The 14,436-nt window shown below is 64.4% G+C and carries 12 protein-coding genes; 1 reads left to right on the forward strand and 11 read right to left on the reverse strand.

Annotated elements, in window-relative coordinates:
- Positions 1-6: 6 nt before the first annotated feature.
- Positions 7-801 carry an SDR family NAD(P)-dependent oxidoreductase gene (locus ACLEJU_RS00490; protein ID WP_435421683.1) on the forward strand — a complete coding sequence of 265 codons (795 nt, stop codon included), beginning with the start codon at positions 7-9 and terminating at the stop codon, positions 799-801.
- A gap of 129 nt (positions 802-930) precedes the next feature.
- On the opposite strand, the gene ACLEJU_RS00495 is transcribed toward ACLEJU_RS00490, so the two are convergent.
- The 11 genes from ACLEJU_RS00495 to algK form a co-directional block, all read right to left on the reverse strand.
- Positions 931-1,743 carry an SDR family oxidoreductase gene (locus ACLEJU_RS00495; RefSeq protein WP_435421682.1) on the reverse strand — a complete coding sequence of 271 codons (813 nt, stop codon included), beginning with the start codon at positions 1,741-1,743 and terminating at the stop codon, positions 931-933.
- 151 nt (positions 1,744-1,894) lie between these two features.
- Complete coding sequence (locus tag ACLEJU_RS00500; RefSeq protein WP_435421681.1) at positions 1,895-2,359, reverse strand: multidrug transporter; 465 nt, start codon at positions 2,357-2,359, stop codon at positions 1,895-1,897.
- A 100-nt stretch (positions 2,360-2,459) separates the two neighbouring features.
- The gene (locus tag ACLEJU_RS00505; protein WP_435421769.1) at positions 2,460-3,914 is read right to left on the reverse strand and encodes a mannose-1-phosphate guanylyltransferase/mannose-6-phosphate isomerase; all 1,455 of its coding nucleotides are present in this window, start codon (positions 3,912-3,914) and stop codon (positions 2,460-2,462) included.
- Positions 3,915-3,949: 35 nt separating this feature from the next.
- Positions 3,950-4,597 (reverse strand): alginate O-acetyltransferase AlgF, encoded by a 648-nt coding sequence (locus tag ACLEJU_RS00510; RefSeq protein WP_435421680.1) that lies wholly within the window; start codon positions 4,595-4,597, stop codon positions 3,950-3,952.
- A gap of 20 nt (positions 4,598-4,617) precedes the next feature.
- On the reverse strand, positions 4,618-5,775 hold the full coding sequence (locus tag ACLEJU_RS00515; protein ID WP_435421679.1) for an alginate O-acetyltransferase: 1,158 nt from the start codon (positions 5,773-5,775) through the stop codon (positions 4,618-4,620).
- Between the two features lie 10 nt (positions 5,776-5,785).
- The gene (locus tag ACLEJU_RS00520) at positions 5,786-7,243 is read right to left on the reverse strand and encodes an MBOAT family O-acyltransferase (RefSeq protein WP_435421678.1); all 1,458 of its coding nucleotides are present in this window, start codon (positions 7,241-7,243) and stop codon (positions 5,786-5,788) included.
- 139 nt (positions 7,244-7,382) lie between these two features.
- The gene (locus tag ACLEJU_RS00525) at positions 7,383-8,486 is read right to left on the reverse strand and encodes a mannuronate-specific alginate lyase (RefSeq protein ID WP_435421677.1); all 1,104 of its coding nucleotides are present in this window, start codon (positions 8,484-8,486) and stop codon (positions 7,383-7,385) included.
- 7 nt (positions 8,487-8,493) lie between these two features.
- Positions 8,494-9,936, reverse strand: a complete 1,443-nt coding sequence (locus ACLEJU_RS00530; RefSeq protein WP_435421676.1) for an alginate O-acetyltransferase — start codon at positions 9,934-9,936, stop codon at positions 8,494-8,496.
- A 13-nt stretch (positions 9,937-9,949) separates the two neighbouring features.
- Positions 9,950-11,509 carry a mannuronan 5-epimerase AlgG gene (gene algG / locus ACLEJU_RS00535; RefSeq protein ID WP_435421675.1) on the reverse strand — a complete coding sequence of 520 codons (1,560 nt, stop codon included), beginning with the start codon at positions 11,507-11,509 and terminating at the stop codon, positions 9,950-9,952.
- 16 nt (positions 11,510-11,525) lie between these two features.
- Positions 11,526-13,004, reverse strand: coding sequence for an alginate export family protein (locus ACLEJU_RS00540; RefSeq protein WP_435421674.1), 1,479 nt, complete (start codon positions 13,002-13,004; stop codon positions 11,526-11,528).
- The gene (gene algK / locus ACLEJU_RS00545; protein WP_435421673.1) at positions 13,001-14,428 is read right to left on the reverse strand and encodes an alginate biosynthesis TPR repeat lipoprotein AlgK; all 1,428 of its coding nucleotides are present in this window, start codon (positions 14,426-14,428) and stop codon (positions 13,001-13,003) included. Before algK ends, ACLEJU_RS00540 begins: the two co-directional genes overlap by 4 nt.
- Between the last annotated feature and the right edge of the window lie 8 nt (positions 14,429-14,436).

Genomic DNA, 14,436 nt, shown 5'->3' on the forward strand with positions numbered 1-14,436 from the left:
GCACAGATGCAAATTTCCTTGAACGGCAAGCGCGCCATCGTCAGCGGCTCTACCGCGGGCATTGGCCTGGCCATCGCCATCGGCCTGGCCGGGGCGGGCGCCGAAGTGGTACTGAACGGCCGCACCCAGGCCCGTGTCGATGAGGCCCTAAAGGCCGTGCGCGAGCATTTGCCGCAAGCGCGCATTATCGGCATCGCTGCCGATTTGAGCACGATGGAGGGCGCGCAGCAGCTGTTCGATCAGGTGCCGCATACCGACATCCTGGTCAACAACCTCGGTATCTTCGAGCCCAAGCCATTCTTTGAGATCGACGATGCCGACTGGCAGCGCTTCTTCGACGTCAACGTGCTCAGCGCCGTGCGCCTGTCGCGCCATTACGCCCAGGGTATGGCCGAGCGCAAGTGGGGGCGGGTGGTCTTCCTGTCCAGCGAGTCGGCGTTGCAGATCCCGACAGAGATGATTCATTACGGCATGACCAAGACGGCACTGCTGGCGGTTTCCCGTGGTTTGGCCGAGACCTTGGCCGGTACCGGGGTGACCGTGAACTCAGTGCTGCCAGGGCCGACCCGCTCGGAAGGCGTGGGCGACTTCTTTGCCAAGCTGGCGCAGGAGCAGGGGGTTTCCACCGATGAGCTGGAGGCCAATTTCCTCGCTGAGCATCGGCCGACTTCGCTGATCAAGCGGCTGGCGACGGTCGAAGAGGTGGCGAACATGGTGGTGTATCTGGCGTCGATGCAGGCCAGTGCCACCACCGGGGCTGCCTTGCGGGTGGATGGCGGGGTGCTGCGGTCCATCGCCTAATCCTCTGCTGCCTGTACCGGCCCTTCGCGGCTAAAGCTGCTCCTACAGGAATAGCACCGAGCCCGAGGGCGGCACCGTACCTGCAGGAGCGGCTTTAGCCGCGAAAGGCCAGTATAGGCAATGGGATGTTCAGAGCGGGCGCAGTAGCCCGAAGCGCTTGCGCAGTGCCCAATCCAGCAACCGCCGCGGCAGCAAGCGGGCCATCAGCGGCAACGCCGTGCTGCCATTGCCCAACCGCACCACACCCGGCACCGATGATTTGCCAACTGCCGCCAACACCCCCTGGGCAAATTCAGCCGCCGAGGTCGGCTTGTCCTGCGACGCCCGCGCCCGAGCCTGTACATGCTCGCGCAGCGGCCACCACGCCGAATCCGCCGCCAACACCTCATCGGCCTGGCGCTGGGCATTGCTGGCGAACTGCGAGGCAATCGCCCCAGGCTGCACTTCCATCACCTGAATTCCGAACGGCGCCAGCTCCAGGCGCAGGGCATCGCTCAAGGCATGCACGGCAGCCTTGGACGCGCAGTAGGCCCCGGCGAACGGCGTGACCAGCACCCCCGAGACACTGCCGATATTCACTACCAGGCCGCGTGCGCGACGCAGCAGCGGGAACAGTGCGCGGGTGACGCCAACCACGGCGAAAACGTTGGTCTCGAACTGTTGACGCAGGGCATCGACGCCGCCGTCGAGCAACGGCCCCATGGCGCCGTAGCCGGCGTTGTTGATCAGGATGTCGAGGGTTTCAAGCTCTTCGGCCAGACGAGCCAAGGCCTCGCTGTCGTTCACATCCAGTTGCCGGGCGATGAAGCCGGCGGCGTTCAGGCGCTCGACATCCTCAGCTTTGCGGGCGGTGGCCCAGACGTGATGGCCGGCATCGCGGAAGGCGTCGGCCAGGGCGCGGCCGATGCCGCTGGAACAACCGGTGATCAGGACGGTGGGCATGTTTGAGGCCTGTTTTGCAGGTGGGGTTTGTTAACCTGTGCCGGCCTCTTCGCGGGTAAACCCGCTCCCACAGGGATATCGCCGAGCCTGAGGGCAGCGCTATACCTGTGGGAGCGGGTTTACCCGCGAAAGGGCCGGAACAGGCGCTGGATTAGTTGGCAAATGTACCTTGCAGATGCTCGGCACGGAATTCCAATGTCTGTGGGCGGTATCCCGAGCGCAGTGGTGGCAGAGGCAAGCAGTCTTTCCACTCGGCCCCCGGCTGCAGTTCACCCGGGCCACGGTAGCGCGGTGCGCTGTAGGTGTTTTCCGCCAGGTTCACGGTATCGCCCGGCGCATACGCCGCCACGCGCCAGCGCAGTTCGGTCAGTGGCGCCTGGTTGCCGTTTTTCATGCGCACTTGCAGCGCTCGGTCGGCAGGGCAGTGTTCGGGAGCATAGGTAAGGCGCAGTTCCAGGCGTGCCAGTTGCGAGGTTTCGCGGCTGTCCTGCCAGATGACGAACGATGCCACGAGGCCGAGGCCACAGAAGGCGGCGAGGGTGATCGGCAAGGCCTTGGCCGGGTAGCGCAACAGCAGCACCAGCCAGGTGAGGATGAGAAAGGCACCGATGATCATGGGGCAGGCAGACCTTGGTTGCGCAGGTCTGACCATCGTAGCGCCAAATCGGACCGGCCTCAAAAGTAAGGGGCCGCATTGGCGGCCCCTTGAGTATTGCTTACTGTGCGATGGTCTTCACCGATACGCCGCGCTCGATCGGCGTGGACGTGCGCCCATACACATCCTCGAAGCGCTCGATGTCATCCTCGCCCAGGTAGCTGCCGGACTGCACCTCGATGATCTCCAGCGGGATCTTGCCCGGGTTGCGCAGGCGGTGGATCGAGGCGATCGGGATGTAGGTCGACTGGTTCTCGGTGAGCAGGAACACGTTTTCGTCGCAAGTCACCTCGGCGGTGCCGGATACCACGATCCAGTGCTCGGCGCGGTGGTGGTGCATCTGCAGCGAGAGGCTGGCGCCCGGCTTGACGGTGATGTGCTTGACCTGGAAGCGGCCGCCCATGTCCACCGAGTCGTAGGAGCCCCACGGGCGATACACTTCCAGGTGGTTCTGGGTTTCGCTGCGGCCCTGTTCATCGAGGGTCTTGACCATCTGCTTGACGCCCTGGACCTTGTCCTTGTGGGCAATCATCATCGCGTCCTTGGTCTCGACCACGACGATGTTCTCCAGGCCGATCACCGACACCAGCTTGCCATTGCCGTGGATCATGCAGTTGCGGCTGTCCTGCACCACCACGTCGCCCTTGGTGACGTTGCCGTCTGGGTCCTTGTCGTGCACTTCCCACAGCGACGACCAGCAGCCCACATCGCTCCAGCCGGCCGACATCGGCACCACGCAGGCGCGCTGGGTCTTCTCCATCACCGCGTAGTCGATGGAGTTGTCCGGGCAGCAGGCAAAGGTGGCTTCGTCGATGCTCAGTACGTCGCCATCTTCCTGGCTGCGTTCCAGGGCCAGCAGGCAGGTATCGTAGATGTCGGAGTCGTGCTTTTTCAGTTCTTCGAGGAAGCGGCTGGCGCGGAACAGGAACATGCCGCTGTTCCAGAAATAACCACCGGCGGCGACGAACTCGGCGGCGCGTTTTTCGTCGGGCTTCTCGACGAACTGGGCGACCCGGGCCACGCCCTCGGGCAGCAGTGAGTCCTGGCTGGAACGGATGTAACCGTAGCCGGTTTCCGGTTTGGTCGCTGGCACGCCGAACAACACCATTTCGCCACGCTCAGCGACCACGGTGGCCAGGGCCAGGGCTCGTTGCAGGGCTTTCTGGTCGTCGATCACGTGGTCGGCGGGCAGCACCAGCATCAAGTCGTCACGGCCTTCGTTGACCAGTTTCATGGCCGTCATCGCCACCGCTGGCGCGGTGTTGCGACCGAACGGTTCCATCAGGATGCCCTGGGTTTCCAGTTTCAGGGCCGCGAGTTGCTCCTGAACGATGAACTTGTGGTCCTTGTTGCAGACCACGATCGGGGTGTCCATGCCCTCGAAGCGCAGGCGCTCGAGGGTCTGCTGGAACAGGGTGTGTTCACCGGTCAGTGCCAGGAACTGCTTGGGGAACTGCTTGCGCGACAGAGGCCACAGACGGGAACCGCTACCACCAGAAAGAATTACCGGGATCATCATGTTTCTCCAATAGTCGTTATGAGGCAGGGGGATCAGTTGCTAGCCACGGGGCGAGTTACCCACACCGGCGACAAGTTGCTGCCGGAACCCGTTACGTACAGCACGGCCGCTTCGCCACGCTCCAGGGCGACCGGTTTCAGGTCGCTGACTTTCTTGTTGCCTTCGAACAAGGCCAGGTTGACCTTGACCGGATTGATTTCACGCTCGCCACGGCCCTTGGTGGCCACCGACGGCACCACTTCGGTCTTGCCGTCGGCGGTCTTCAGGGTCACTGCCTGGTCGCTGAGGTTCTGCACACGCACCAGGGCTTTCTGCTTGTTCTTGAATGGTGGTTCTTCGATCAGCTGCGGGTTGCCGCTGGTGCTGTTGACCAAGGTGTAGTACTTGTCCGCGGCCAGCTTCACCGGCACGCTCTTGCCGCCGACCTGGGCGGTGTAGTCACCGCCCGGCAGGAAGCTGAAGTCGCTGCTGGCCTGGGCGCCAACCTGCTTGATCTGGGTGTTGCCGACGCTGGCCGCAGCCGGGGCGCTGGCGGCGTTGTACAGGCGCACGAAGGTCGAGCCTTTCGGTGCGCTCGGGCCGTACAGCGCGGCGTCGGCACCGGCGAAGGCCTGCATGGAAGCAAGGGACAGGCCGGCCGCGAGGGTGAGGGCTTTGGCAATGGAAGTCTTGGTAGTCATGTGCATTTCCTCTCTATCGATCAGTGATTCGTCCGGGTGGACGACAAGGCCAGGTTTTCTTCGGATTTACGGGCGTTCTTCAGTTGCGCGATCCACTGCGGGTCGAAGCTGCTGAGGTCGTTGGTCATGGGCAGATAACGTTCGGGGAATTCCCACACCACCACTTGTGGCGCGGCGTTCTTGAAGGCATCGCTCTGCAGGTACTTGAGCATTGGCAGCAGCGGGCCGTGGCCGTCTTCGGCGTAGTTGGCGACGTCGCTGTGCAGCGCTTGTTGCAACGCACCGAGGAAGTTCCAGTGCGGGTTGGCGCTGTAGCTGGTGCCCACCAGCGCGACCGGGATCTGGTTGTCGGCGAACAGGGCGTCGTTGCCATCGCCTTCGGCCTCGGCCGGTCGGGTCGTGCGTTGTTGGAGGTTGTCCGGGGTCGGCAAAAGGTTGCTGAACAGCGGGTCCAGTGGCAGGAAGTTGGTCAGGTCGCCCTTGTACGGGGCGGTGCTGCCGGCTTCGGTGATGAAAGTCTGTGGGTCGCCGTTGAGCAGGCTCTGGCGGCTGACCGCTTCGGCCAGTGCCTGCGCCACCACTTCGGCGCCCATTGGCGTCCAGTGGGTGTCGGTGCGCAGGAACACCTGGCCACGGGCCTTGGCCTGTTCCAGTGCTGCCATCAGATCGGGGGCGAACACGTTGGCCTGGCGCGCCTGGGCGTGGAACCGGTTGTACAGGTCGTCATGCAGGCTGGCCGGTTGCTCCTTGCCGATGTACTCGGAATACACCCGCGCCTTGGCCGGGATGATCGCGAGCACCAGCTGGCTGCCGTGCTTCTGCAAGGTGTCGCGCACGCCACGGATCAGTGCCAGATTGTCCTGCATCAGCTGTTCGGCGCCGGCGGTGGGCTTGAACTCTTCGTCGCTGAACAGCCACTGGTCACGGCCCAGCACCACGCCTGGGCGGCCTTCGTTGAACAGCTTGAAGTCCAGTGCGGCCCAGAGGTTGGTACCCAGGCGCTTGATCGGGAACTGGTCGTCGTAGTGGGTCTCGGCGGCTTTGGCCAGCTTGCCGTTGAGCAGGGTCATCTGCTCGGTACGGTGGAAGCTGTCGAAGCCACCGGTGGACCAGGCGCCCATGCCCACCAGCAGGCCGAGGAACGACAGGGAATAGGTGACGCGTAATGTCCGGGTCATGTCATCCACCTCAGAACTGGAAGTACAGGAACGGCGAGTAGCTCTGCGCCGAAAGCTTGAGGATCGAGGCCACGAACAGCAGCAGGATCAGGGCGCGGGTCATCACCCGGGTCCAGTCCAGGCCGATCGAGCCGTCGGCGTTGACTTGCACCGGGGTGGCGTTCGCCGTCGGTTTTGCGTTGCGGTAGAAGTCGCGCAGGCCGAAGAACGCCAGGGTGAGGTAGGCGATCACCAGGGTCGCCACCTGCAGGCCAGTGAGCTGGGCGCGGTTGAGTTCCGACAGCTGCCACTCGCCGAAGCTGAACATGGCGCCGTACATGCGGGCGGCGACGTGCAGGTTTTCGGCACGGAAGATCACCCAGCCGACCACCACCAGCAGGAAGGTGAAGGCCCACTTGACCGGGTTGAAGCGCTGCGGGTTGGTGTCGATGCCCAGTGCCCGCTCGATCGCCAGCCACATGCCGTGCCAGGCGCCCCAGATGATGTAGGTGAAGTTGGCACCGTGCCACAGGCCGCCCAGCAGCATGGTCAGGAACAGGTTGCGGTAGGTGTTGAAGGTGCCTTTGCGGTTGCCGCCCAGGGTGATGTACAGGTAGTCGCGCAGCCAGGTCGACAGGCTGATGTGCCAGCGCCGCCAGAACTCGGTGATCGACTGGCTGATGTACGGCTGCTTGAAATTCTCCATGAAGCGGAAGCCCATCATCAGGCCCAGGCCGATGGCCATGTCGCTGTAGCCGCTGAAGTCGAAGTACAGCTGCGCGGTGTAGGCCAGGGCGCCGAGCCAGGCGTCGCCGGTGGTCGGGTTGTGCAGGGCGAAGCAATGGTCGGCGACCACCGCCAGGGTGTCGGCGATGAACACTTTCTTGATGAAGCCCTGCATGAAGCGGGTGCAGCCTTCGGAGAACTTGTCCAGGGTGTGGGTGCGGTTGTTGAACTGGTCGACCAGGTCCTTGAAGCGCAGCACGGGGCCGGCGATCAGGTGCGGGAAGATCGCCACGAACGCCGCGAAGTCGATCAGGTTACGGGTGGCCGGAGTGTCGCCGCGGTACACGTCGATGATGTAGCTGATCGACTCGAAGATGTAGAACGAAATGCCGATCGGCAGCAGCACGTGGGTGAGGATGAACGGCTCCAGGCCGAACGAGGTGATGATCGCGTTGAGGCTGTCGACGCCGAAGTTGGCGTACTTGAAGTAGCCGAGGATCGCCAGGTCCACGCCGACGCCCAGCAGCAGCCAGCGCTGGGCCGGTTTGGTGCGCACACCGGCGGCGCCGACTTTCAGGCCGATCCAGTAGTTCCACAGGGTCACGCCGGCGAACAGGGCGAGGAAGTCGACCCGCCACCAGGCATAGAAGATGTAGCTGGCGACCAGCAGCAGCAGGTTGCGATAGCGTTGCCCGCTCAAGTAGTACAGGCCGAGGAAGACCGGCAAGAACAGGAACAGGAACACGTTGGACGAGAAGACCATCCCGGTTCTCCTTGTTGTTCACAGCATCCGGGGCAAAGCGCCCCCCAAACCCCCCAGTGCAAAACCGGAAGGTCACCTAATTACCTGTGGGAGCGGGGATGCCCGCTCCCACAGGTTCCGACCCCACATGGGGTTCAATTCATTTCTTGCTTTCCGCACTCGGGTCGTAGACCCGCGTCATGTCGCCGCCGAGCCTGAAACTGTTGAAAGGCTGCATGTGCTGCTTGCGCTGCAGGGTGTCGCCAACGCAGTGATAGAGCGCACACCAGGGCTCGAGCCAGGAGTACTTGCTGTCGACCTTGAGGTCGGTCAGGTCCTGCTTCTCACCGGCGCGCTCCTTGAAGTGGCTTGGGTCGCGGGCACCGGCCAGCACACCTTCGCCCAGACGTTGCAGGGCGAAGTTGTTCTCGGCGCGCAGGTCGACGCCGTTGACCTGGGCGAAGCTGGCGATCATCGCCAGCGGCGGCAGGGCGTAGTTGTGATAGGCCAGGGCGCGCTGCTTGCGCTTGATCTCGTTGGGCAGGAAGCCCTGATCGTCCACCTGGTTGGCGCCGATCTTGTATTCCTTCACGGCCCAGTCGAACAGGTCGCGGCGGTCGGTGGCCACGGCGGTGGCCATCACCGACCAGGCAGCCCAGTAGCTGTGGTTGTTGATCTTCGCCAGCGGCAGGTCGCTCCAGTCGCGCACGGTCTGCTCGGCGAGACGGGCGAACCACTTCTCGATCAGCTCGGCCTCGGCCTGGTGCGCGGCCAGCGGCTGCGAGTTGGAGAACTTCAGGCGCAGCCACGAGCCGCTCATGCTGCCCAGCGCCCATTTGCGCATGGACTTGCCGGTATGGTTGTAGTCGGTGGACAGCAGCGCATCGGCGCGAGCCCAGCTACCGAGCCAGGCCAGGGTGCAGTCGAGCTGTGCCGGGCGGCCATCGCGCATGTACTGGCCGACCATCTTGCTCACGCCCTTCTCGAGCGTGGTGATGTCTTCGGTGGACTTGCGGAAGGCTTTTTCCGAGGCGACATTGAGCGTCGCCCGGGCCTTGTCCGAGCCTTCGTACTTGCTGCGGAACTGCAGCGCGCCGGTGTACGGCTTGGGAGCCGGCTCGCAGCGGAAGTTGCCGTCCCCGGTCTTCAGCTTCTCGATGCCCTCGTAGTAACCCTGCGGGGGCACCAGCGCGGCATGGGCGGCACCGCCGAACATGGCGAGGGTGAGCAGGGCGGGGCTGAAGATTCGTTTGAATAGGGTCATGATCGCCTCACTGTCCGGCCTGCGCAGTCTGCGCGGGCACGGCGAAGTTGTTGCGTTTGCAGAGCTTGGCCTCGACTTTCTGGGTACCGCTTTCCGGCCCCTGGACCTCGAAGGCCAACAGGTTCTGGCTGGCCCAGTCCTCGTCTTCGCGCATCTGGAAGACGAAGCGGCCGTCGGTGTCGGAGGTTTCCGGTTTTTCCAGCTTGATGTCCTCGTGGCGGCCGTTGAGGTACCACAGGGTCGCCTGCAGCACCTTCACCGAAGGGTCTTCGAACTTGATGTCCATCTGCAGGTTGCGGTTGACCAGGTCCTTGATCACGCCGCCCTTGCCGTTGACCATCAGCTCGTTCTTGCCAGGCTTGAGCGTGGTGCTGGCGCTCATCAGCGCCGGGCGCGCATCGCAGCCGTCGTCGAGCAGGCCGAGGATCTGCCGCCAGATGGTCTCTTGGTCCAGGCGGTACAGCGGTGAGAATTCCCAGATGAGGATCTTCGGCGGGTGGTTCTGGAATTCCTCGCTGCCCAGGTACTGGATCATCGAGCCTTCCAGGCCGCCACCGGGGAAGGCGACGTTGAGCACGTCGGCGCCGATGTACTGCTCGAGGAAGCCGCTGAAGTTGTAGTTCTTGCCACTGTGGCTGGTACCGACCAGGGTGATCTGGGCGTTGCCGCTGTCACCGAACAGGTCGTCGCCACCGCCGGTCGAGCCTTTCGGCTCGGTGGCGAACTGGTCCATGTACTGCACCGCGTAGCTGGTGCCGCAGAGCTGGCCGGCAACGTTGTGCAGGGTGCCGGTCTTGCCCATGCGCCCGGACTTGTGGGTTTCGAATTCCTTGCGCGGGATGCCTTCGAAGGCCGGCATCTTGTGCACGGTGTCGGCCACGATCTTGGCCGCGCGCTCGGCGCCGTAGGGCGTCCAGTGCTGGTCACCGCGGAAGTAGAAATCCTTGCCCTGGTCGGCGGCGGCCAGCTGCTCGTTGGTCAGCGGCGACAGGTCCGGCACGTTGTAGCCCATGCTGGCGAAGCGCTTGAGCATGGCCTGGTAGTTGCCCAGCGCCTTCTGGTAGTCGAAGGCGGCTTTCTCTTCGGGCTTGAGCATGTTGCGGTTCACCAGGCCACGGGTCGGCTGGTAGACCACCACCAGCTCCACGCCGCGCTTCTTGAACGCGTCGTGCACCTGCTGCAGGCGCTTGTAGCCGGCCGGGGTGGTGTTGAACTCGGTGCGCAGGTCTTCGCGAGTCCGGAACAGCCAGTCGCCCTGGGCCTGTACCAGCGTGGTGAAGTTCTGCTGGTAGCGGGTGGTGTAGCGGCTGGCGTCATGCGCCTCGGGGCACAACTGGCAGCAAGGCTCGGCGGTGAAGGTCGGGGCCTTCACGTCATCGGCGCGCACGCCCTGGCTGATGGCCAGGAGGGCGGCGGACAGGCCCAGCAGTTTCATCAGGTGTGGAGTCATGGTCTGGGCTTCCTTAATCGATCATTTCGGTCTGGCGTTCGACCGGGTCGATCAGCACGGCCTTCTGCTGGCGCACCAGCAGGTCGAGGATTTCGTCCTGGCGCTCGCCCAGTACGCCATTGAGGCTGATGCCGTTGGCCTTGCGTGGGGCAAGCATGGACACCTTGTACAGCTCGACCGACAGCGGCGAGTCGATCGACAGCGGGCCGGAACCGTTGGCCGCCAGCTCGCCACCGACCACGATCAGCGACACCTTGGTGTCGAACGGGTCGAGGGCAATGTCGCGGTCTGTGTCGGACAAGTCCTTGATGTGCCCGTACACGCCAACCAGGCCGTTGGCCATGGCGATGTTCTCGTACAGGCGGATGTTCACGCTGTTGCGCACGCGGATGCCGTGGCGACGGTTGTTGATCAGCTTGTTGCCCCAGATCAGGTTGTCACCGCTCTCGTACAAGGTGATGCCGTCGGTGTGGTTGCGGTAGATCTCGTTGTAGGCCACCAGGTTGTTGACGCTGTTACGGTCGATCACCACGCCCGAGAGCTTGTTGTCGTAGCTCTTGTTGTTGATGATCCAGCTGTCGTTGACCTCGCGGGAAACGATGATGCCGTGCTTCTTCTTGGTGCCGTACACGGTGTTGCCGGCGATGATCAGGCGGTGCGAACGGTCGTGCGGGTCGATGCCGTAGACGATGTTGTCGTGGTAGGTGTTGTCCTTGACCACGAAGTCGGAAGTCTCGTAGCAGTAGAAGCCGTACCACATGTCGCTGAACGTCGAGCCGATGATCCAGCCGGTCGGTTCCGGGCGGCCCATGCGCTGGGACATGTTCGGCGTGTACTGCGAGATGCTCACGCCGTACGACTTGGACTTGGCATAGCCGAAGCTGGCCATCTTGGTGTTGACGATGTAGGTCTCGGTACCGCCCCACGACAGCAGGAACGGGCGAAATTCCTTGGGCGAGCGGAAGGTCGCCGGGCCGTTGTCCTTCTCGCGCCAGCCCGTCACCTGGGTGTCCGTGACGAACAGCTTGCCGTCGTTGACCAGGAACGCGCCGCCTTCCTGGGACAGGCGCAGCTGCTTGACCTTGCCATCGATCTCGAGAATGCCCTTCTGCCCGACCACGATCGGCAGGCGCGCCAGGTACACGCCTGGTTCGACTTCGCTGAGGTACTGCTTGGGCACCTTCTTGCTCAGCTCGACCAGGTCGACATGGCCGTCGTCGATGAAGATCGCCTGGGGAATGCCATGCTGGCGCTGCACCCACTCGGCGGCCTTGTTGTCGCCGCCGACGAATTCCTTGAGGGTGTCCTCCTGGAACATGCGGCGCACGCTGACCTTGCCCTTGTGACGGCGGTCGATCTTCTTCTGCACCGCTGCGGCGGTGTAGCCGCTCAGGTCGGGCAGTTTCGGCGGGTCCATCTGCAGCGGCTCGATCGGTGCGCTGGCCACGGTGTAGGTCTTGGCCTGCTGCAGCTCCTTGGCGATCACCTGGGGCTCAGCGGCGGTAGCCAAGCCGCTGGCCAGCAGCAAAGCGCTGGCCAGGAGGCTGTGACGGATGTGCGGGTGAAGGTTCATCAGGGGTCTCCCGGCCTCAGAAGCGCCAGATCACGTCGACGAAGGCGCGGTGCATGTACGAGTCCGCTTCCTTGCCGTAGGCATCGCCCGGCTTGAACACACCGGCACGCAGGCGTACCAGGGCAGAAGGCTCGTCGATCGCCTGGCTCATCGAGGCCGGCAGCAGGCCTTGCTTGAAGTACTTGGTGACGACCACGTCCATTTCCTGGCCGAGGTCTTTTTCGCCGTCGACCAGCTGGCGGTTCACGCCGTTGTCGTCGACCGCCGCGTTGATGCCGCTGGAGCCAATGTTCTGGTGGCCATCGACACGCCAGAACTTGTGGTAGATCAGGCTGGCGTCGTAGTCGTCGCGCAGCTGCCAGGAGGCGAACAGGGTGGCCGCCTGCAGGTTGCCCAGCTCGCCGCGGAAGGCTTCGCCGAAGCGGTGTACGCGCGAGCGGGTGCCGGTGAAGTTGGAGCGGTTGCTCTCAAGGCCGGTCTGCTCGAAGTTGTTCGAACCGTCGTCGCCACCGCCGCCGCTGCCGCGCGCGTAGGCCGCACCGACCTGCCATTGCGGGTCCAGGCGCAGGCGGATGCCGAGGTCGGTGGCCCAGGCATTGACGTCGCCGCTCTGTTTGCCGGTGGCGACCTGGTCGTCACCCACCAGCTGGGTGCTGAGCTTGTCGCGGTTGCCGGTCAGCCAGGTCATGCTGCCCCAGTAGTTGACGGTGTGGTCGTTGCGCCAGTTGTAGGCGTCGCTGTTGGCTTCAAGGCCCAGCCAGGTGAGGTCGCCGGTGCGGGTCTTGTCCAGCGCGTCGACGGTCTCGCCCGGGTTCTTCAGGCTGCCGCTGTCATGGGTATGGTGGGCGCGTACACCGACCCAGTGGCCAGGGGTCCACTGCGTGGCGACGTTACCGTAGATGTGCGTGCGGTCCTTGTCTTCCGGCGCCAGCTCGGTGAGGTCGGTGCGGTATTCGCTGAAGCGCTGGGCCACGCCCAGATCGGCCTTGAGCAAGGTGGTGTCGAAGGTCCAGTTCAGCGCTTCGATGTTGGTGTCGCGCCACATGCCGTCGTCGCTGCGCAGGCGCTGGCGGCCCAGGCGCAACTGCTCGCCCGGGTAGGCGGTGAGGCCGCTGTAGCCGACCCAGAACTCGCGCATGGCCAGGTAGCTCTTGTCGGGCTTGCGGCTGTCGTCGCCAGTGTCGGTGGTGGTGCCGTCGTCGTTCTGGCGCAGGGTATCGGTTTCGATGGTGTCGGTGGCCGCAACCGCCTGGCCCATGGCGTAGGCGCTCCAGTTGCCGCGCTCGCCGTACACCCACGGGCGCAGGTCGAGGCCCAGGCCGTTGACGTCACCGCCGGAGCGGGTGCCGAGGTCACGGTCGTCTTCCGACTGGCCGGTGATCTTCACATCCAGGCCGAAATTCTTCTGGGCGGTCATGTCAGCCAGGGTCGGGCAGGACCACAGCAGGGCGAAGCTCAGGCCGATACCGGCTTTCACGAATGGATTGAGCGTCATAGCGAGTCCTCACCTTCCACTTCTTTTTCGTCGTCTTGCAGGGCTTCGAGGGCCAGGGTGCTGTTGGCCCCCTGAACCATGCTGCCGCGGGCCTGCTTTTCCTGCGCCAGCAGGGTCTGCGCCTGGCTGCGCTGGTCAGGCGAGAGTTGTTGATCAAGCTGTTGCAGCATTTCACTGGACTGTGGCGTCGGGTTGGCCTGGGACAGCTGGGCGAACACCCAGGCATTGCCCGGTTGCGGGCGGATGCCATGGCCTTCGCTGAACAGCTGGGCGAGGGCGTAGTCGGCGCTGTTCTGGCCGCCACGGGCGGCGGCGAGCAGATGGTCGACGGCCTTCTGCGGCTCGACCTTGCCCAGGTAGCCGCGGCGGTACAGCTGGCCGAGGTAGTAATGGGCGCTGACTTCGCCAGCGTCGGCGGCGGCCTGCAGGTGTTGCTCTGCCTTGACCGCATCGGCGGGCAAGGTCTTGCCTTCGTAGTACAGGCGGCCCAGCAGCAGCTCAGCGCGTGGCTGTTCGGCTTCGCGGCCCTTGTCGATGTAGGCCATCAGCTGGTCGTTGTCGCCCAGCTCGGGGAAGTCGTACAGCAGCTGCGCCAGGCTGACCCAGGACGCCGGGTTGGCCGGGGCGACCTGTTCGAGCAGGTCCTTGGCGGTTTTTTCGTCGGTCTGGCCGAGGCTACGGTCAGCCAGCACACGGGCGACGCTGTCGACCCGGGTGGCCGGCACCGCGCCACGGGCATAGGCGGACTTGAGCTGGCCGAGCAGGGCGGCCTGCTGATCGGCCTGGCCGCGCTTCTGGTACACGGTGGCCAGCTCGACGTAGCAGATGTCGGTGGTGTTCAGCGCGGCCTTGCAGATTTTCTCGACGTCGGCCAGGTGCTGGTCGTAGGTGCCCTGGGTGCGGTACAGCAGCACCTGGGCCAGGCCCGCTTCCGGGTTGCCGGCGGCGCGCCACTGGTCGATCTGCTGCTGGGCGTTGACCTTGGGGAAGCTCTGCGGGTAGGTCAGGTAGAGCATCGCCAGCGGGATCAGGGTATTGCCTTCACCTTGCTTGGCGGCGAGCTTGAGCAGGGTTTCGGCTTCCTCGCGCTCGGCCTGTGTGCTATCCGGCTTGGCCACCAGCAGGCGGCCGAGGCGTGCCTGGGCACGCGGCGAGGTGGCGGCGGCAGCGCGGTAGGTGGCTTCGGCTTCACGGATTTTTGCCGGGTCACGAGTGGCCACCTTGATGTCGGCCAGGCCCACTTGCGCGTCGCTGTAACCCAGGTCGGCCAGGGCCTTGTAGTTGCGCTCGGCCAGCGCGGTGTCACCGCGCTTGAGGGCTTCGTTGGCCAGGCGCTGGTCGGGCAGGCCCGCACAGCCGGCCAGGGCGACCGCCGCAGCCAGGGCACAGAGGCCCAGGCTTGCGCTTTTCTTATGGGTAATCATCACGGGAT

The sequence above is a fragment of the Pseudomonas sp. SMN11 genome, assembly GCF_052041945.1.
GTDB lineage: Bacteria > Pseudomonadota > Gammaproteobacteria > Pseudomonadales > Pseudomonadaceae > Aquipseudomonas.

Coding starts and splice junctions, on each gene's coding strand:
- ACLEJU_RS00515 (WP_435421679.1), bottom strand. CDS start 5,775: ATGACCCGGACATTACGCGTCACCTATTCCCTGTCGTTCCTCGGCCTG.
- ACLEJU_RS00540 (WP_435421674.1), bottom strand. CDS start 13,004: ATGACGCTCAATCCATTCGTGAAAGCCGGTATCGGCCTGAGCTTCGCC.
- ACLEJU_RS00530 (WP_435421676.1), bottom strand. CDS start 9,936: ATGACTCCACACCTGATGAAACTGCTGGGCCTGTCCGCCGCCCTCCTG.
- ACLEJU_RS00500 (WP_435421681.1), bottom strand. CDS start 2,359: ATGATCATCGGTGCCTTTCTCATCCTCACCTGGCTGGTGCTGCTGTTG.
- algK (WP_435421673.1), bottom strand. CDS start 14,428: ATGATTACCCATAAGAAAAGCGCAAGCCTGGGCCTCTGTGCCCTGGCT.
- ACLEJU_RS00495 (WP_435421682.1), bottom strand. CDS start 1,743: ATGCCCACCGTCCTGATCACCGGTTGTTCCAGCGGCATCGGCCGCGCC.
- ACLEJU_RS00520 (WP_435421678.1), bottom strand. CDS start 7,243: ATGGTCTTCTCGTCCAACGTGTTCCTGTTCCTGTTCTTGCCGGTCTTC.
- ACLEJU_RS00510 (WP_435421680.1), bottom strand. CDS start 4,597: ATGACTACCAAGACTTCCATTGCCAAAGCCCTCACCCTCGCGGCCGGC.
- ACLEJU_RS00525 (WP_435421677.1), bottom strand. CDS start 8,486: ATGACCCTATTCAAACGAATCTTCAGCCCCGCCCTGCTCACCCTCGCC.
- ACLEJU_RS00490 (WP_435421683.1), top strand. CDS start 7: ATGCAAATTTCCTTGAACGGCAAGCGCGCCATCGTCAGCGGCTCTACC.
- ACLEJU_RS00505 (WP_435421769.1), bottom strand. CDS start 3,914: ATGATCCCGGTAATTCTTTCTGGTGGTAGCGGTTCCCGTCTGTGGCCT.
- algG (WP_435421675.1), bottom strand. CDS start 11,509: ATGAACCTTCACCCGCACATCCGTCACAGCCTCCTGGCCAGCGCTTTG.